Annotated in this window: 18 protein-coding genes; 3 read left to right on the forward strand and 15 right to left on the reverse strand. The window is 73.0% G+C overall.

Annotation, left to right across the window (positions count from 1 at the left end; all coding sequences use genetic code 11):
- Positions 1 to 82: 82 nt before the first annotated feature.
- On the reverse strand, positions 83 to 2,095 hold the full coding sequence (locus H9640_RS19570) for a glycosyl hydrolase family 18 protein (protein WP_318243649.1): 2,013 nt from the start codon (positions 2,093 to 2,095) through the stop codon (positions 83 to 85).
- Between the two features lie 247 nt (positions 2,096 to 2,342).
- The gene (locus H9640_RS04945) at positions 2,343 to 5,360 is read right to left on the reverse strand and encodes a helix-turn-helix transcriptional regulator (protein ID WP_191789603.1); all 3,018 of its coding nucleotides are present in this window, start codon (positions 5,358 to 5,360) and stop codon (positions 2,343 to 2,345) included.
- 469 nt (positions 5,361 to 5,829) lie between these two features.
- On the opposite strand from H9640_RS04945, the gene H9640_RS04950 reads away from it, so the two are divergent.
- Together H9640_RS04950 and H9640_RS04955 are read left to right on the forward strand one after the other, a co-directional pair.
- The gene (locus tag H9640_RS04950; RefSeq protein WP_191789604.1) at positions 5,830 to 6,135 is read left to right on the forward strand and encodes a hypothetical protein; all 306 of its coding nucleotides are present in this window, start codon (positions 5,830 to 5,832) and stop codon (positions 6,133 to 6,135) included.
- The gene (locus H9640_RS04955) at positions 6,132 to 7,133 is read left to right on the forward strand and encodes a CorA family divalent cation transporter (protein ID WP_191789605.1); all 1,002 of its coding nucleotides are present in this window, start codon (positions 6,132 to 6,134) and stop codon (positions 7,131 to 7,133) included. Before H9640_RS04950 ends, H9640_RS04955 begins: the two co-directional genes overlap by 4 nt.
- Positions 7,134 to 7,243: 110 nt before the next feature.
- Here H9640_RS04955 and H9640_RS04960 read toward each other — a convergent pair whose 3' ends face one another.
- The 9 genes from H9640_RS04960 to H9640_RS05000 form a co-directional block, all read right to left on the reverse strand.
- Positions 7,244 to 8,809 carry a glycosyl hydrolase family 18 protein gene (locus H9640_RS04960; protein ID WP_318243650.1) on the reverse strand — a complete coding sequence of 522 codons (1,566 nt, stop codon included), beginning with the start codon at positions 8,807 to 8,809 and terminating at the stop codon, positions 7,244 to 7,246.
- Positions 8,810 to 9,081: 272 nt separating this feature from the next.
- Complete coding sequence (gene dtd / locus H9640_RS04965) at positions 9,082 to 9,507, reverse strand: D-aminoacyl-tRNA deacylase (protein WP_191789607.1); 426 nt, start codon at positions 9,505 to 9,507, stop codon at positions 9,082 to 9,084.
- A complete protein-coding gene (locus H9640_RS04970) occupies positions 9,504 to 10,502 on the reverse strand; it encodes an asparaginase (RefSeq protein ID WP_191789608.1) in 999 nt (332 codons plus the stop codon). Before H9640_RS04970 ends, dtd begins: the two co-directional genes overlap by 4 nt.
- A gap of 5 nt (positions 10,503 to 10,507) precedes the next feature.
- Positions 10,508 to 10,852 (reverse strand): DUF2516 family protein, encoded by a 345-nt coding sequence (locus tag H9640_RS04975; RefSeq protein ID WP_318243651.1) that lies wholly within the window; start codon positions 10,850 to 10,852, stop codon positions 10,508 to 10,510.
- Positions 10,853 to 10,861: 9 nt separating this feature from the next.
- Positions 10,862 to 11,287 carry a type II toxin-antitoxin system VapC family toxin gene (locus H9640_RS04980; protein ID WP_191789609.1) on the reverse strand — a complete coding sequence of 142 codons (426 nt, stop codon included), beginning with the start codon at positions 11,285 to 11,287 and terminating at the stop codon, positions 10,862 to 10,864.
- A gap of 13 nt (positions 11,288 to 11,300) precedes the next feature.
- Positions 11,301 to 11,564: a type II toxin-antitoxin system Phd/YefM family antitoxin gene (locus tag H9640_RS04985; RefSeq protein ID WP_191789610.1), complete on the reverse strand. Its 264-nt coding sequence runs from the start codon at positions 11,562 to 11,564 to the stop codon at positions 11,301 to 11,303.
- A gap of 122 nt (positions 11,565 to 11,686) precedes the next feature.
- Entirely contained in the window at positions 11,687 to 12,838 is a 1,152-nt protein-coding gene (locus H9640_RS04990; protein WP_191789611.1) for an FUSC family protein, read from the reverse strand.
- Positions 12,839 to 12,898: 60 nt separating this feature from the next.
- Positions 12,899 to 14,053 carry a CAF17-like 4Fe-4S cluster assembly/insertion protein YgfZ gene (gene ygfZ, locus H9640_RS04995; RefSeq protein ID WP_225226768.1) on the reverse strand — a complete coding sequence of 385 codons (1,155 nt, stop codon included), beginning with the start codon at positions 14,051 to 14,053 and terminating at the stop codon, positions 12,899 to 12,901.
- Positions 14,054 to 14,218: 165 nt separating this feature from the next.
- Positions 14,219 to 14,839 carry an FABP family protein gene (locus H9640_RS05000; protein WP_191789613.1) on the reverse strand — a complete coding sequence of 207 codons (621 nt, stop codon included), beginning with the start codon at positions 14,837 to 14,839 and terminating at the stop codon, positions 14,219 to 14,221.
- Positions 14,840 to 15,089: 250 nt separating this feature from the next.
- Between H9640_RS05000 and H9640_RS05005 the strand changes: the two genes are divergently transcribed.
- The gene (locus H9640_RS05005) at positions 15,090 to 15,500 is read left to right on the forward strand and encodes a DsrE family protein (protein ID WP_191789614.1); all 411 of its coding nucleotides are present in this window, start codon (positions 15,090 to 15,092) and stop codon (positions 15,498 to 15,500) included.
- 28 nt (positions 15,501 to 15,528) lie between these two features.
- Here the strand turns inward: H9640_RS05005 and H9640_RS05010 are convergent, their stop codons facing one another.
- The 4 genes from H9640_RS05010 to H9640_RS05025 form a co-directional block, all read right to left on the reverse strand.
- Positions 15,529 to 16,200: a pentapeptide repeat-containing protein gene (locus tag H9640_RS05010; protein WP_191789615.1), complete on the reverse strand. Its 672-nt coding sequence runs from the start codon at positions 16,198 to 16,200 to the stop codon at positions 15,529 to 15,531.
- A gap of 61 nt (positions 16,201 to 16,261) precedes the next feature.
- On the reverse strand, positions 16,262 to 16,723 hold the full coding sequence (locus tag H9640_RS05015; RefSeq protein WP_191789616.1) for a DUF4395 domain-containing protein: 462 nt from the start codon (positions 16,721 to 16,723) through the stop codon (positions 16,262 to 16,264).
- Positions 16,724 to 16,762: 39 nt separating this feature from the next.
- Positions 16,763 to 17,194, reverse strand: coding sequence for a thioredoxin family protein (locus tag H9640_RS05020; protein ID WP_191789617.1), 432 nt, complete (start codon positions 17,192 to 17,194; stop codon positions 16,763 to 16,765).
- 62 nt (positions 17,195 to 17,256) lie between these two features.
- Positions 17,257 to 17,822: hypothetical protein (locus tag H9640_RS05025; protein ID WP_225226728.1), on the reverse strand; the 566-nt coding region annotated here is incomplete at its 5' end.

Genomic DNA, 17,822 nt, shown 5'->3' on the forward strand with positions numbered 1-17,822 from the left:
CTCGTTCGGCGTCGGTCCTCGGCGGGGGTCGTGGGGAGGGAGCCGGGGGACGGGGCGGGGATCCCGCCCCCCGGCTCGACTCTCAGCAGGCGCCGAGCGCCTGCCACGGGCCGTACTGCTCGGCCCCGGGGACGTTGTTCTGCGTCCACCACTTGGCGGTGTACTTCTGACCGTTGTGCGAGACCTGGGCCCCGCCGTTGTACACGGCCGTGGCGGACCAGGCGGGGGCGGTGCAGGTCCCGGTGCCCGTCGTCCCACCGGTCGTGCCGCCGGTCGTCCCACCGGTCGTGCCACCCGTCGTCCCACCGGTCGTGCCGCCGGTCGTCCCACCGGTCGTGCCGCCGGTCGTGCCACCGGAGGTGCCGCACGTGCCGACGAGCTCCCAGGGGCCGCCAGCCGTGCCGGGGGTCTCGTTCTGGGTCCACCACTTGGCCTTGTAGTTCTTGCCGCTGTAGGAAACCGTCGCGCCGCCGCTGTAGGTCCCCGTCGCGGTCCAGGCGGCGGCGCACTCCGTGCCGGTCCCACCCGTGGTCCCACCAGTCGTCCCACCAGTCGTCCCACCGGTCGTGCCACCAGTCGTCCCACCAGTCGTCCCACCGGTCGTGCCACCAGTCGTCCCACCCGTGGTCCCGCCGGTCGTGCCACCAGTCGTCCCACCCGTGGTCCCGCCGGTCGTGCCACCGCCACCCGTCGGGTCACCGATCACGGGCCCGGCCGGTGCCGCGCGGAACTTCGTCGCGAGGCCCTTGAGGAGCGAGCCGTCCTGGTTGCCCGTGAGGTCCCACCACATGGCCCCGCCGAGCTTCTTGGCGGCGATGTAGTCGCCCTTGACGGCGACGGACTTCGGGTCGTCGAAGCTCCACCACTGGTTGCCGTCGTGACGCCACGAGGCCACGGATACCGGGTCGAAGTACCCGGTGCCGAGGTTCTTGAGCTTGTCGTAGTCCTCGTTGCCGGCTTCCCAGGTACCGGGTCCGGCGTCCGTCGCCACGCCCCAGGGGGCCGACGACGTCGCGCCCTTCCAGCCGCGGCCGTACATCGCGAGGCCCAGGGTGAGCTGCTTCGCGGGCACGCCGGCGTCGAGATAGGCCTTGACGGCCTTGTCGACGCTGTACCGGCGGTTCGCGGGGCGGGTGTCGGTGGGGTCGTCGTACAGGTTGCCCTGGTGCCCCGTGAGGGTCTTGTTCCAGGCGCCGTGCAGGTCGTAGCCCTGGATGTTCCCGAAGTCGAGGTACTGGTAGTTCTCGGGGTCGTTCCAGCCGCCCGACGCGATGTCGTCCGGGTTGGCGGGGAGGAACGCGCTGAGCTGGTACTTCTTGCCCGTGGTCGCGCCGTAGGCGTCGAGCTGGGTGCGGAACTCCTTGAGGAGGGCCTTGAAGTTCGCCTTGTCGTTCGCGACGTCGACGATGTTGCCGACCTCGCCGTTGAGAGAGCCGGGCCACTCCCAGTCGATGTCGAAGCCGTCGAACACGCCGGCCGCCGAGCCGGGCCCGCCGCGGCCGTCGACCACGGGGAGGTTGCCCTTGAGGTAGAGGTCGATGCAGGACGACACGAGCTTCTTGCGGCTCGCGTCGGTCGCGGCGGCCTTGGAGAAGTTCTTCGACCAGGTCCAGCCGCCGATCGACAGCATGGCCTTGATCTGGGGGTTCTTGGCCTTGAGCTGCTTGATCTGGTTGAACGAGCCGGCGAGCGGCTGGTCCCAGGCGTCGGCCACGCCCGCGACCGAGTTGGCGGCGGTGTATCCCATGCCGTAGTCGGCCCACGCGTCGCCCGCGCCGTCGGACCCGTTGGGGCCCGTGCCCTGGGCCTTGTTGGCCTCGAAGCACGTGAGCGTCTGGTGGTGGATGTTGCCGAACGCGTAGTTGAGGTGCGTCAGGTCGGCAGCGGCGCCGGAGTCCTGGAGCTCCTTCATCTTGAAGTCGCGCCCGTAGACACCCCACTGGGTGAAGTAGGCGACGTTGCGGTAGCCGTTGATCGCGCTGTCGCCGGTCGCGGCGGTCGCGGTGGCTGCGGGGAGGGGGCTAGCGGTCGCGGCGACGGTGCCGGCGACCAGGGACGTCGCGAGCATGGCCGCGGCGGTCAGTCCCGCGGCCATCTTCCTCGCGCGTCCTCGTGGAGTTCTCAGTCGCATGTGTCTGCCTCACTTGGCTGGGGGCTGGGGGGCCCGGTCACCCGGACGTCGTTGCCCAGGAACACCCCGACACTAGGGAGCGAGCACGCCCTCGGGAATCAGCGTTTCCCACATTGTTCACCTCGCGTACATACACGGGAGCGTGTAGGTGTTCCCCCCTACGTACCCCGTCAGGCCCTACGGGTCCCCCGTCGCGGCACCGCTCGACCGGTCACCGTCCGACCCGGTGCGCGAGGACCGCGAGCTCGACCCGCGAGCGCACGCCGAGCTTGCGGAAGACGCGCCCCAGGTGGACCTCGACGGTGCGGACCGAGAGGTAGAGCTGGTCCGCGGCCTCGCGGTTGGATCCCCCCTGGACGACCAGGAGCGCGACGTCGAGCTCTCGATCGGTGAGCTCGTCCGCCCAGCGGGCGCGCAGCTCGTCGAGGGCGTCGTCGGACACGTCGCTCTCGCGTGCGGCGAGACGCGCCCTGCCCGACGACGCGACGACGGCGTGCGGGACGCCTCCCCCAGGGGTCGTGGTCGGGACGGGCGACGTCTCGGTGCGACGCGCGGCGACCTGCAGGGCGCCGAGGTGCTCGACGACGCCCGCGAGCTCACCCTGCGCCTGCCGGGCCCACGCCCACGCCCCGGACTGGGTCAGGAGCTCGACCGCCGAGAGGAGGTGCTCGTGGGCCGCAGGGAGGTCGCCCCAGCGCGTCAGGGCCCGGCCGAGACAGAGCTCGGTGCGCCCGTGCTCGAAGGGCGATGCGATCCCGCGACCCGCCGAGGCGACCGCGTCGCGCAGCGCGACCGCGTCCTCGGGCCTCGCGAGTGCGATCTCTGCTCGCGCGAGCGTCGCGACCCGGTTCGCCGGGGACAGGTCCTTGGCCTCGACCCGCCGCCGCGCGAGCGCCTTCTCCGCCGCGTCGGGACGGCCGGCGAGCACCCACGCCTCGACGTCGTCCATCCCGGGCAGGTGCAGCATGTGGGCGCAGTCGCGCCGGTCGGTCTCGGCTGCCAGCTCGAGCAGGGTGGCCGCCTGGGTGTGGTGGCGGGCGAACGACGCGCCGATGGCCCGGTCCACGAGGAGGCCGAGCCGGACCGGCCGCGACGTCGGGCACGAGCACGTCTCCTCGAGGGCGGTGGCGAGCGTCCCCACGCTGCCGTCGACCGCCATGTCGAGGCGCCGCGCGACCGCGACCCCCGTCCCGGCGAACGGCAGCCCGACGGGCAGGCGGAAGGCCGCCTCCTCGAGCTCGCGGCGCGCCTTGGTGATGTTTCCCGACCAGAAGTGCACCAGCACCTGGGCCAGGCGAAGGTGCGCCTCGACGTACGGGGTCACGGCACCTGACGGTGCGTCGAACCACCGGCCGCCGTTCCTGACCGGTGCGAGGTTCGCGACCGCGCTCGCGAGCGCCTGGCCCGCGACGTCGAGGGCGTCCTCGTCGGCCAGGGCGATCGCCCGGCTGACCTGGGCGTACGCCTCCTGCTCGGGCGAGAGCCGCGACCCGGGCAGGTCCGCTCTCTTCCCGCGCTCCCCCACGCCGTAGTTGGCGAGCCACGACCTGACGACGTCCAGCCCTCCCACGCCCTGGGTGCATCGCCGAGCGAGACGCTTCGCCGCGTCGAACGCCTGGGACGCGGCGACGCCGTCACCCCGCTCGGCGTGAAGGGTCGCGGCGCTCGTGAGCCCCTTCACCACGTCGCCGATCTCGCACCCCCCGGCCGCGTCGCGGGGGCGACCCTCGTGGTCGACGCAACAGGTGCAGGCGTCGTCGTTGTCCGCGAGCGCGATGAACGGGGCGATCACGTCGTCGGGCACCTGGCCCTGGACGTGCGTGAGCGCGGTGACGAGCGGGCCCAGGATGCGGGCCGAGCTCACGCCGCCCTCGCAGCGTGCGGCGCGGCGCAGCCAGTCGGCCGCGTCGTGGACGTGACCGGACTGGAGCGCGGCCGTCCCCGCGACCACGTACGCCTCTCCGCGCTCGGACGCGGCCGCCTGGCTCGCGGCCTCTCGCGCGACCTCGTGAGCCCACACCACGTCCCCGCGCGCGAGGAGCCGCTGGGCCAGGGACACGAGCCCGGGCGCGAGCGCAGGGTCCCCCGCGAGCGTCGCGAGCGCCGTGTGCCAGGTCGCGATGTCCTCCTCGCCGGCCGCCGTGTGGACCGTCGCCAGCCGCAGGTGCGCGGCCGTGCGGTCCGCGAGCCGGGCGTCGCCGTGGACCAGCGAGCGCACCCTCGGGTCGGTGAACGCGAAACGGCCCGAGACCAGGGAGAGCTGCCCCGAGAGAGGACCGTCGAGCACCTCCTCGATGCTCAGCCCCGACGCCGCGAGCAGCACGTCCGTGCGCTCGACCACCGCGACCGCCGCGACGAGCAGGGCCCGCCGCTCCTCGGGGGCGAGCTCGTCGAGCCGGTCGCCGAGCAGCGTGCGGACCGCCTGCACCGGGGGGAGGGGGTCCGGGAGGATCGCGGTGCCCGCGAGCTGTTCGGTCGACAGCAGCCGGGCCGTCTGGGAGATCGCCGCCGCGTTGCCCGCGAGGTTCTGGGCGAGCCGCGCCGCGACGTGGGGGGCCACGGCCAGGCGCTCCTCGACGAGCAGCAGGTGCAGCGCCTCCGACGGACCGAGGGGCGCGAGCTCCCGCACCTCGATCGGGTACGGGAGCGGACGGTCGAAGCCACCGGGGACCGCGGTCGCGAGGAGCACGAGCGCCGCGCGCCGCTGGGCGACGAGCCCGACCACCACGGCGCGGCTGATCTCGTCGACCAGGTGGAGGTCGTCGGCGAGCAGCACGACCGTCCGGTCGGGCACCGCCTCCTCGAGGTACTCGGCGAGCGCGACCGCGCCGACCTCCGGCAGGTAGCCGTACTCCGGGTCGGCGACGTCGAGCGGGCGCACGAGCCGGTCCGGCACCGCGCACCCGGTGACCTGGGCGACCTGGGACACGAGGGAGCGCACCGCCCCGCCGGACCGCTGCGGTCCCATCGCCTGGGCGACCCGCAGGACCAGGGGCGGGTGCGGACCGCTCGCCCCGTGCAGCGCCTCGTGGACGAGCTCGAGCGTGGTGCTCGCTCCCATGCCCGGCTCACCGGTCCAGACGAAGGCGCCCCGCCCGTCGGCGACCGCCGAGAGAGCGAGGTCGATCTCCGCCCGCCTGGACGAGAGCCGCTCAGGCCGGTGCTCGGTGGACGTGCGGGACGTGCGCACCTGATCTGAGGTCAGGACGTCTTGCTGGCTGGCTGGCATGTCAGACCCTCCCGTCCGGGGCAACGATGGCCGGACGACTCTCAGGAATGTTAACAACCCGACGTAAAAGCGGGCATCCTGTTCTGTTACCCGTCAGTGTCTTCGGCGGCTTCCGCTGGGGGCGGGTTGCCGGGGCCTTCGACCAGGTCTAGGGTGACCTCGTCCCTCCGTCTGTTCTGCCGAGAGATCTCGGTACCTCAGACGAGCACGGAACCAGAAGCAGATGAGAAGGAGGTGAGAGCGATGCCGGACGGCAGCAGTCATAGATCCCCGCACTGCGCGCTCGCTCCCCTCCGTCCTGCCCGCTGACCCTCGGGTCAGCCCTCTCGGCACGGCCCTCGGGGCGGTCGCCAGTGCGCTCCATGCACCGTCACCTCCCTCGCCAGGTCCTGCCCCCGTGTCCGCACGCAGGCGGATCGCCCGGCGTCCGGTCGGCACCGTCGAGAGCACGGCGCCGGGAAGGACCACCATGTCGACGAGCACCTACCTCAGTGCACCCTGCCCCGCGCCGACTCGCAAGGGCTCCGCACCACTCCGAACGAATCGGGCCACCACCCCCGCGCCCGGTCCCCGCCGCCCCGACCTCGAGCGCCAGTCGATCACGTTCACGATCGGCCTGTACCTGTTCATCTGCACGGCCCTGCTCGGGACGCACCTGCTGGCCGCAGGGCACGACGACGTCCCGGCGACCGGGGTGACGACGAGCGCCCCGACCGGTGCGACGCCGTCGGGCACGGGCTCCCCGCAGGTCGGCGCGCCGGCGGTGAACCCGTGAGCGCGACGACGCCCGCGGTCGTCGAGGCGACCCGGCCCGCGACGACGTACGGTCACCGCCCCGCGTCGGCGACCCCGGCGGGCGCCCCACGGTTCGACCCCCAGGCCCTGCGTGCCCGCTGGCTCCAGGTCGCCTCCGAGGACGCAGCCGCGCTCGAGCGCGCGCGGGACGCGGGCGTCGACTTCTCCCTGGCCTCCGGGCGCGTCTGGGAGACCGACGAGCACGTCTACCTGCCCGTCGTGGCGACCTACCGGCGCGGCGAGCGGATCGAGCGCGAGGTCCTGATGTTCGCGCTGTCCCCCGACCGCGTCGTGACCCTCCAGCCGTCCCGGCACTACCCGATCTTCGACAAGGCCATCGCCCGCATGCGGCGCACCCCGCGCCTGACCCAGACGTCGTACGGCGTCATGTACGCGCTGCTGTACGCGCTCAACGAGGCCGCCGAGCGCGTCATCCACCACGCGAGCGACCTGCTCGAGGACATGTCCGACCAGATCGAGGAGGCCACGCTCGGCTACGACCGGCGCGGTCGTGAGATCGGCGTGACCGACATGCAGGGCACCATCTCCCGCATGAACCGGGCCGAGGAGATCGTCTCGAGCACCCAGGAGTCCCAGCTCTCGCTCGCGCGCGCCGCCCGGCACCTGCGCAGCGAGATCGCCGACACCGACCCCGTGCTCGCGGGACTCGTCGAGACCCTCATCGCGGACGTCGACGGAGTCAAGGAGCACGCGAGCTTCGAGCACGACAAGGTCCGCTACCTCCAGCAGGCCATCATGACCTCGCTCGACGTCAAGCAGAACCAGATCGTCAAGGTGTTCACGATCATCACCGCGGTGTTCCTGCCCCCGACGCTCATCACGTCGTTCTACGGCATGAACTTCACGCGCATGCCCGAGCTCGAGTGGGAGCTCGGGTTCCCGTGGGTCGTGCTCGTGACGCTCGTCGCCGCCGTCATCCCGCTCGTGTACATCAAGCGGCGCGGCTGGCTGCGCTGAGGCCCGCTCCCCCCGGGCGGACCCTGGACACGCGGACGCCGCCGAGGCCACGACAGGCAGGTCGTGGTCCCGGCGGCGTCGGGTTGCGCAGGGCTGCGGCCGCTACCGCGTCAGACGCAGGAACCGACCACGCGCCACGGGCTCCAGTACTTCTCGGTGCCCGGTGCGTTGGTGTGGACCCACCAGTTGGCCTGGTAGTTGACGCCCTGGTGGGACGCCACCTGGCCAGCAGTGTAGATGCCCGCCTTGGTCCAGTCGCCGTAGCATCCACCGGGAGCGTCCGAGTCGACCGGACCCGCCTGCGACGCGCGGTAGACGTCAGCGGCCGCACCGACCAGCTCGTCCTCGTAGTCACCCGCGAGGTCCCACCACATCGAGCCGCCCAGGCCCTTCTCCGCGACCCACTTCGCCTTGTACTCGACGGCGCGCGGGGTGTCGACCGTCCACCACTCGTTGCCGTCGTAGCGCCAGGACGACCCGGTCGTCTCGTCGAAGTACTCGGTGCCCAGGTCGCGCAGCTCGAAGTACTGCTTGTAGCCGGGCTCGTGCGTGCCCTCGGCCACGCCTGCGGCCGACTGCCACGCCCCGTTCGAGTCGCCTGCCTCGACACCGGTCCAGCCGCGGCCGAACGCGGGGATGCCCAGCGTGATCTGCTGCGGGTCGACGCCGCGGCTCAGGTACAGGTCGATCCCCTGCTCGACCGAGATCTCGCCCGTGTAGGTCGGGTCGTCGTGCAGGTTGGACTGGTGCCCGGCCAGGTTCGGCGACCAACCACCGTGCAGGTCGTAGCCCTGGATGTTGCCGTAGTCGAGGTAGTCGAAGATCTTCGGCGCGTCCCAGCCCGCGTTGATGACCGTCGGGTTCACCGGGATGTACGAGGACAGGAGGTACTCCTTGCCCTGCGAGGCGCCGTACTCGTCGAGCTGCTCACGGAACTCCGCGAGCAGCGCCGTGAAGTTCGCCTTGTCGTTCACGGGGTCGACGAAGTTCTCGGGGTGCTGCGACCAGCCCGGCGCGCCAGGCCACTCCCAGTCGATGTCGATGCCGTCGAAGAGGCCGGCTGCTGCGCCCGGGCCACCGCGGCCGTCGATCTCCGGCAGGTTGCCCTCGAGGTAGAGGTCGATGCACGACGAGACGAACTTCTCGCGGGACTCGGGCGTCGCGGCGGCCTTCGAGAAGAACTTGGACCAGGTCCACCCACCGATCGACACCAGCACCTTGGTGTCGGGGTTCTTCTCCTTGAGCTTGAGGAGCTGGTTGAAGTTCCCGGCGAGCGCCTGGTCTGCCGTGTCCGCGACCCCGTCGATCGAGTCCGCCGCACTGACACCGTCGACGAAGTCGGCGCCGGCGACACCTGCCCCGTCGTTGCCGCCGGGTGCGGGCGAGCCGTCCTTGTCGGAGATGAAGCACGTCAGGTCGGTCGGGTGGATGTTCGCGAACGCGTAGTTGACGTGCGTGATCTGGTCGGCCTGGCCGGACTCCTGGAAGTCCTTGACCGTGTAGCCGTAGTTCTCCGGGGCCCACGACATGAAGTAGCCGACGTTGCGGTACCCGTTGATGTCGTTGTCACCGTTGGGGCTGACCGCGGCGGGCGCGGCGGGCGTGGCCGGCGCGGCCGTCGCCGTGCCTGCCGCGACCAGGCCGGACGCCACGAGGGCCAGGGTCGTCGCCGTCACCACGGCACCGGCAGCGCGGCGGGTGCGGCGTGGTAGCGAGGGAGTGTTGCGAGATGCGTGCAAAGGGAGGCCTCTTCGTCTTCCGTGCTGCTGACTCCGGTCCGTTCCGGAGCCCCAGATGCTGGGCACTCTCGAACCTAACCAGGCGCGCGCGCGAATGATGTACGGGGCTTCCACATGGTTCACAGCGGTCACATAAGGGATTTCCCTTACCAACGCGTCGAATCGCTCGAAACGTTACGAACGGTAGCCTCTCGAGCCGCGACGGGCCACTATGCCTCGACGAGGATCGTCACCGGGCCGTCGTTGACGAGCTCGACCTGCATGTCCGCACCGAACACGCCGGTCGCGACCTCGACCCCCCTCCCACGCAGCGCGGCGACCACCTCGGCGACGAGCGGCTCCGCCACGTCCCCCTTCGCCGCACCGTTCCACGACGGGCGCCGCCCCTTCTTGGTGTCCGCGTAGAGCGTGAACTGGCTGACGACCAGGACGGGCGCGCCCTCGTCGAGCACCGACCGCTCGTCGCGCAGGATCCGCAGCTCGGCGATCTTGCGCGCGACGAGCTCGACCTGCGCGGGACCGTCGTCGTGCGTCACGCCCACGAGCGCGACCAGGCCCGGCCGGTCGACGCGCCCCACGACCTCGCCGCCCACGCTCACGCTCGCGCGCGTCACGCGCTGCAGGACCGCCCTCATGCGGCGAAGCCCGGTCCGAACGCGGCCCGCACCTCGCCCACGGGCTCTCCCCCGCCCAGGACCGGGGTGCGGCCGACGCGGTCGAGCGCGGCGCCGTCGGCCCCCGGCAGGTCGCGCGCCCCCAAGTCCGCCAGCGCGGCGACCAGCACCGCGGGACGCGGGCGCGGCGACCCGTCGAGGACCTTGAACGCGAGCGCGCGGCCGTCCGGCAGGCCCGCGCCGTACACGCCGTCCGCGCCGTCCTTGGCGACGAGGCCCGGGACCGCCTGCATGACCTCGGTCGCGTCGCGACCGGTCCCGCCGACCATCTCGGGGAACGAGAACATCGCGCCTGCCACCAGGGCCTCGGGCGACCCGGGCGCCGCCGCCGGCGCACCGGCCAGCCGGCCGAAGCCCCGCGCCATGCCGACCAGCGTCGTCGAGAAGAGCGGCGCACCGCAGCCGTCGACCGTCACGTGGAGGTCCGCCGCGTCGTCGCCCGTGAGCTCGAGCAGGGTCTCGCGGATCGCGACCTGGAGCGGGTGCGCGGGGTCCAGGTACGTCGCGGTGTCCCAGCCGGCCACGACGCACGTCGCGAGCATCGCGGCATGCTTGCCCGAGCAGTTCTGCGTGATCGACGCCGGGCCGTTGCCGAGCTCCTGCCACGCGAACGCCGCCGGCGGGTAGACCGGCATGTCCGGGGTGTTGCGCAGCGCCGACTCGTCGAGCCCGACCCCCGCGAGGATCTCGCGCGCGCCCGCGAGGTGGAAGTCCTCGGCGTTGTGGCTCGCGGCACCGAGCGCCAGCAGACGAGGCGGCAGGGACAGGCCGTTGCGGAGCATCGCGACCGCCTGGAACGGCTTGACCGACGAACGAGGCCAGATCACGGTCGACGCGTCGCCCACCACCAGATCGGCCTCACCCGAGGCGTCGAGCGTCACCAGGTGCCCCAGGTGCACGGACTCGACCAGGTCGCCCCGGACGACCTCCGCGAGCGGAGCGGCGGAGCGCAGCACGGGGTTCACCACCCGCCCGGACGGCCACCACGGTTGCCGCCCGACCCGCGACCGAACCCGTACGACTTGAGCCGAGGACGCACGTCGACCAGGTAGATGAAGGCCGGGACGAGGGCCAGGAGGTTCAAGAAGCTGGAGCTCGTCAGCATCAACGGCGGCAGGCCGAGGAACCCGATCGCCGCGGCGACCCCCAGGATCGCCGACCAGATCGGCTTGGTGAGCTTCCCCTCGGCGGTGAACCCGTTCGCGGGACGCCGCAGCGCATCGACGAGAGCGAAGGCCTGCGCGGCGAACACCACGACCGCGAGGATGACGAGAACGAGCCACTGGGCTCCACCGAAGCTGATCACGTGTCGAGCCTACGGCAGGACGCGCAGCGCCTCCGCGCGCGCCGCGCTCGCGACCCGCTCGTCCCACACCGCGAAGATCGCGTCCTCGTGCCGCAGCACCAGCGCGGAGGCGAGGTGCACGGCGTCCGCGCCCCGCAAGGAGTGACCGTCGGACCCTGCGAGGTCGCTCGCCCTGTCCAGGACCTCGGGCGAGACCTCCACCAGGTGCAGCGCGGGCCACAGCCGCTCCCACGCGGCGAGCGCCTGCGCACGCTCGGCGGCGTCGAGGACGCCCGTACGCTCGCCCGCGGCGAGCGCCGCACGGACCTCGGTGTCCGACAGGCGGCTCGTCGTGACCACGTCCGCCCGGTTCCACAGGGCGCTCGCGAGCTCCGAGCCAGGCTCGGCGACGCACAGCTTCACGAGGGCGCTCGCGTCGAAGTAGACCAGTGCCATGGGGCGCGCCGGCTCAGCGTCGGATGCGGCGCACGAGGCCCGACATCGCCGACTGCTTGGCAGCCGGGCGTGCGGGCGGCGAGTGCACGGGCCGCTCCTCGGTGGCCGGCGTGAGCAGGCCGTCCCGGGTCAGCGACGTGATCAGGTCCGCGCTGCCGATCGCGCTCAGGCGGGCGACCGGGATGCCGCGCTCGGTGATCACCACGTCCTCCCCGTCACGCGCCCGCTCGATCCACGACTTCAGCTCGGCCCGCAGGGCGCTGACGGAAACCTCCATCCCCTGAAGGTACCGGCCAACGCCCGGATTGCGTAGACCTCCACGCGCGGCAATCCTGCGGGTTCGCCGGACATGCGCCCCGTCCTGCGGGCGACGTGCTCGCCACGGGCCGCGCGGCCGGTTCAGAGCTCGTGCAGAGCCGCCCGCGCGTCCTGCGGGGACATCCCTGCGGCCTCGAGCGTGTCCACGATCGGGGAGCGCAGCAGCATCACGAGCGACTGGACCTGCCAGTCACCCGCGCCCACGGTCCGCGGGTCGGCCGCGGCCGCGGTGTCGGCCAGGATCTCGCGCGCGGTCGACGGGTCGCGTCCCGCCCCGATCGCCTCGGCCAGGACCCGGGTGCCGGCCGCGAACCGGTCGACGATCGCGGCGACGGGCAGGAGGTCGTGGTCGGGCCCCGCGACCGGTCGGGCACGCCGGGCCAGGACACGGACGCTGCGCATGGCGCGGTCCACCAGGACCGCCTTGCGCTCGATGTCGCCCAGCTCGGTGCGGTGCTTGCGCCCCACGGGGCTCACCCGGGACAGCTCCTGGGCGCTCGTCGCGGTCGCCTGCCACTCCTCGAGGGCGGGCTCGGACGCCCGCCCCCGCACGAGCGCGGCGTCCAGGTCGTCGACGTCCCCCGAGCGGAAGCCGCGGGCGAGCAGCTCGAGCGTCTCGGCGAGCTCGGTCGTCGCCTCGTCGCCCAGGATCCGTGGCCGACGGCGCGGGTCGCCCGGTGTGAGGGTCGCGACGAGCAGCGCGAGCGCGCCACCGACCAGGGCGTCGACCAGGCGACCGCCCGGGCCGCCCGTCTGGGTCGCGGGCAGACCCACGATGACGATGGCCTGGACCCCGGCCTGGGTCGCCAGGAGCGCGCCGCGGTCGATGAAGCGCGCCACGAGGGCGGACGTCGCGAGCACGACGGCGACCTGCCACCAGCCCGACCCGATGAAGTGGACGATCAGGTCACCGAGGCCCACGCCCACCGCGACCCCGATCGCGAGCTCGCCGACCTTGCGCACCTGCCGGTCCTGGCTGAACCCGAGGCAGATCCACACGGAGACCGGTGCGAAGAACGGGTACGGGTGACCGAGCACGTAGTGCGCGATCCCGTACGCGACGCCCGCCGCGAGCGAGGCCTGGACGACGGGCCAGAACGCGACCCGGACCCGGGAGCTGCCCTGTCGCAGGCGTGCCCTGAGCAGCAACCGACGGAACGCCTTGCGGGCCGACTCGACCGCCCCGGGTTCCGGCGTCGCGGCTCCTCCGGCCGACTCCCGCGCCTGCGTCATGTGCTCCTGCTCACCGCGTCCCACCGTGCCGGGGTCCCGGCACGGTCCTCGGATACCGCTCTAGATCATGCTCTGGGGCGCGCCCGCGCCCTTGGGGGTGACGCCGCGTGCGACCGGGCCGCGCGGAGCCGGCCGGTCGACCGACACACCCTCGCCGGGGACCACGATCTCCTGGGCCGCGGCGACGGCTCCCCCGTCGCAGTCGACGACGAGCTCGACGTCCTCGGGTGCACCGCGCTTGAGGACCGCGAGCGCCACGGGTCCCAGCTCGTGGTGCCGGGCGACCGAGGTCACGACCCCGACGGCGCGACCAGGGGCGGACACCCCGTCGGGTCCGGGCGTCGCGCCCGGCAGTCGCACCTCGGCCCCGGCGACGGGGAGCAGGTGCCCCGAGCCGTCGAGGTGGAGCATCACGAGGCGTCGCGGGGGGCGGCCCATGTTGTGCACGCGCGCGATGGTCTCCTGGCCGCGGTAGCAGCCCTTGTGCAGGTGGACCGCGGTGCGCAGCCAGTCGAGCTCGTGCGGGATCGAGCGGTGGTCGACCTCGGTGGCGAGGCGGGGGCGCCAGGCCTCGACGCGCAGCGCCTCGCTCGCCCAGGTCCCGGCGAGCCGCCACCCGGCGGCCTCGCGGGACGCGACGGCGTCGGACAGCTCGGCGCGGGGCACCAGGACCAGGCGCCACGGACGGTGGGCGCCGGGGTGCTCGTCGTCCGCGGGCCCGTAGCGGGTGCCGCCGGGTGCGGTGCGCGGCCAGGGGTCGCGCCACGTGACGGGCTCGCCCTCGGCGCCCTCGGCGTCCCGAGGCTCGCCCAGGACCGCGATCTCGTCGCTCATGTCGGTGATCTCGACGCGCAGCGAGAACTTCATGCGGTCGAGCCAGGCAGCGAGCGTCGGAGCGTGCGAGCCCTCGGTCACGAGCCACGTGGACTCGCCGTCGTCGACGACCCCGGCCGCGTGCTCGACGTGGCCCTGCGGGCTCAGGACGAGCAGCTCGGTCGAGGTCCGGGGGGCCAGGCCCAGGAGGCTCTGCGAGGTGATCGAGTTGAGCCACGTCAGACGGTCGGGGCCGGTGACCCGCACGACGCCGTGGTGCGAGAGGTCGACGACCGCGCCGCCCGACTCGAGCGCGCGCTGCTCGCCCGTCGGGTCGCCGTAGTGCCAGGCCACGCCCGCGTCGGGTCCGGAGCCCGCGACCGCGCCGGGGCGCGACAGCAGCGGGCTCGTCCGAACCGGGGAATCGGGCTCCGTCCGGGCCGCACGCTCGGTCTGGGTGGCGTCGTCAGGTCCAGCGGTCACGGTGCAACAACCTCCTCGGCGCCGGTGGGCGCACGTCCGTCCGGCCGCGCGGTGGCGTCGGCCGTGCCTCGCACGTCGAAGGGGCTAGAGGCGGTCCAGCTTCGCCGACGCATACGACTGCAACGGCTGACCGAAGGCCGCCAATTCCCAGACCCACAGGAGCTGGCCCTGGACGTTGCCGTAGAGCCGGTTCGACGCCGTGACCTCGGACGAGGTGGCGGTGCGCACCACGGCGTCGCTCGACAGGTCCACCCGACCGTTGCCGACGACCCCCAGGTACAGGGTCATGCGGCCCGACGGGTCCGCGATCATGACCTCGATCGCCGACCTGTCCTCCGGCAGCCCCTCGGGACGCTCGGGCGAGACGCGCCAGTAGCCCGTCTCGGTGGACCAGATGCGTCCCGGCGCGAGGTGCCCCTCGGTGCCCGGCTCGGCCTGGTCGCTCGACGGGCGAGCGGACGGCTCGGCAGCGTCGTCAGCGGTCCAGGCCTCCGGCACGGTTTCCGGGACCTCGGCCTCGAGGACGCGGATGGTCGACTCGTACCGCAGGTACGGGCCGCCGTCGTGGTCGAACACGACGTCCTGGACGAACGGGGTCTCGGGGATCCCGGGGTAGGCGATGACACCTTCACCTCGCCAGGAGCCCACGAGCCACGCGAGCGGGTAGGCCTCGGGGGCGAGCCCCTCAGGGAACGCGAAAGCCATCTGGTGGTACCTCCGGCGGTCCCAGCGGACCGTGACGACGACAAGGGAGAGCGGGACCGTGGTCCCACCGGGCGCGGACGCCCGGGGCGACGCTCAGGTCAGCGCTGACCCTTGTACAGCTTGTAGACGACGAACCCGGCGAACCACGTGATGGTCACGGTCGCGGCGATCAGCAGTCCCAGGAAGATGAGCTCGAGTGCATGCGTGGACATGTCGCCGATCCTACCGTCCGGCCTCTAGGCTCGCGCACGTGACCTCCCAGCCCGCTCCGTCGCCGTCCTCGGCCGCCCCGGCCGCCGTCGCCCGCTCGCTCGTGGTCAAGTCGACCGCGGGTCTCGAACGCCCCGAGGCGACCAACCAGGCCTTCACGGTCGCTGCCGCCGCGGTCGCCGCCGGGGTCGAGGTCAGCGTGTGGCTGACCGGGGAGTCGGCGTGGTTCGGGCTTCCCGGGCGTGCGCGCGAGCTCGAGCTCGAGCACGCGACGGCCCTGCCGGACCTGCTCGACGTGATCCTGTCCGCCGGGACCGTCACGGTCTGCACCCAGTGCGCCGTGCGCCGCGGCATCACCGAGGCCGACCTGCTGCCGGGGGTGCGCATCGCGGGGGCGTCGGTGTTCGTCGAGGAGGCGCTGCGCCCGGGGGCCCAGGCCCTCGTCTACTGACGCGGGCCGGGCGCGCCGGGCCTTGCCCTCAGTCCTCGACGCGGATACCGAGCTCGGCCGCGAACAGCGGCGCCATCTCGACGAGCTGGGACGGGCTGAGCGTGGCCCCCGCGAGCCTCTCGATGCTCGTGATCCGTCGCAGCGTGGCCCCGCGCAGGTCGGTGTGCACCAGACGGGCGCCCGCCAGGACGAGGTGGTCGACCGACGTCTCCTCGAACGCGACGCGCGTGGCCTGGGCGTTCGTCAGGTCGAGCTCGTCCACGGTGCACCGCGTGAGCCGCAGGTCGCGCACCGTCGCACCGCGCAGGTTGACGTACCCGAGCTTGCAGTCGACCAGCTCGACCGAACGCCACGCGGACTCGTAGAGCTCCGCCGAGCCGATCCGTGAACCGGCCAGCACCACGTCGTGCCACACCGACCGCGGGGCGCTCAGGACGGGCGCGTCGATCCGCTCGAGCCGGGCCTCGCTGAACGTCGCGGCCCGCAGGTCGGCCTGGTGCAACGAGATGCCCACGAGGTCGCACCGCTCGAACGTGACGTCGGACAGGTCCGCGTGGGACAGGTCGCCACCCTCGAACCGTTCGTCGTGGCGGCGGTCCTCCGGACCGACGTCCGCTGCGTCCCCCGCTGTCCGGACCCCTGGGCGCAGGCGCTTGAACCGAGGCGGGAGGGTGGTCGAGGAGTCGGTCTGCGCGGGCACCGCACGACCCTACGCCTTCCCTGCCACGGCACCCGCAGCACCTCTGCCCCGGTGCGGGACCTCAGCGGGCCGGTGCGAACCGCCGGACCAGCAGGTACATCTCGCACCCCAGGCACAGCCCGAACGCCGCGTTGAGCACGGCCGCGACCAGGGCCAGGCCCGCCGCGACCGGTACGGCCACGAGCGAGACGGTGAAGCCCAGGAGCGCGCCGACCCCGGTGATGACGAACCCGACCCCCTGCGCGAAGCGAGGCGGACGCGGGTCCTCGCGCTCCGCCGTCGGGCCGAGCCTGGGCCGGACGAGAGTCTTGAAGACCCACCCCTGCCACGTGCCCTGGGCACCGCGGAGCGCCCCCAGCAGGAAGCTCAGCGCGATGAACGTGAGCAACCACAACGCCGCCTGGGACGACCCCAGGAGCAGCGTCACGGCGAGCAGGAGGGCGGTGATCCCGGCACCGACGCGCGGGCCGCGCGGGTCGATGCCCTGGGCCGAGCTCGGAGAAGGGTGCGGTTCGTGCGACATGGCGGCTCCTCGGTCGGCCCGCCCGGTGGGCGAGCGGTGTCAGGCGACGGACGCGGCAGGCACGGCGAGCGCCTCGATCGCCTGGGTCCGGTTCACGCTGCCGCTCATCCGAGCGACCTCTCGGCCGGACGGGTCCAGGACGAGCACCGTCGGAGTGCGCAGTATGCCGAAGGTTCGCACGAGATCGTGGTGCTCGTCGACGTCCATCTCGCGATGTGTCACGTCGGTCCGCGCCGCGACGAGCTCGTCGAGCACGCGCGCCGTGTGCCGGCAGGGCGAGCAGAACTCGCTCGAGAACTGGACGAACGTCCGGTGCTCCCCCAGCACGATGCCGAGGGCGGGCCAGTCGACCGCGGCGTCCTCGGCAGGTGGGCGACCCGCACGGACCACTCCCTGGCGGCGTTGCCACCACACCCCGAGCAGCACGCTCGCGGCGAGCAGCACGACCAGGACCACGATGCGCCAGACCATGTGCCTCGACCTCTCCCTCGTACGGCGGTGCAGCAGCACGGCCGGGGTGTCGCGGGGAGGGCTCAGCCCACCACCACGCGCCCGACCACGAAGACCAGGATCCCCCCGACCGTCACGGGCAGCACTATCGCAGCAACGGCCGCCTGCCTGCGCTCGAGGGCCGGCAGCTGGTCGAACAACGCGCGCAGCCCCGCGACCAGCATCCCCGAGACGACGCCCGTCCACAGCCCGTTGCTGATCGCGACCTCGGGGAGCACGTACCCGAGCCCCCCTCCGGCCGCAGCCGCGGCGACGACCGTCAGGACCGAGCTCCACCACCCTGCGAGCGGGAGCGCGGAGACCGCGGACGCCACGGCGATCGCCGCGGCGCACGTCACCACGAGCTCCGCCCCTGCGTCCGTGCGCTCGGTCGCGATCCAGCCCGCCGCCGACACCGCGACGACCAGTCCGCTCACCGTGCCCAGGAGCGACTCGACGAGCCTCGGACGCCCGTCCCGGCGCAGCATCTCGGCGACGAACGCCAGCACGATGCCCATCGCGAGCACGAGCGGCAGGTTGCGCAGCGCGGGCTCGCCGTCGGGGGGGGGCCCCCGCCCCCCCCTCGCCCGGTCGAAAATGCCTCGGCCAG

The sequence above is a fragment of the Oerskovia gallyi genome (assembly GCF_014836745.1).
Taxonomy (GTDB): Bacteria; Actinomycetota; Actinomycetes; order Actinomycetales; family Cellulomonadaceae; genus Oerskovia; species Oerskovia paurometabola.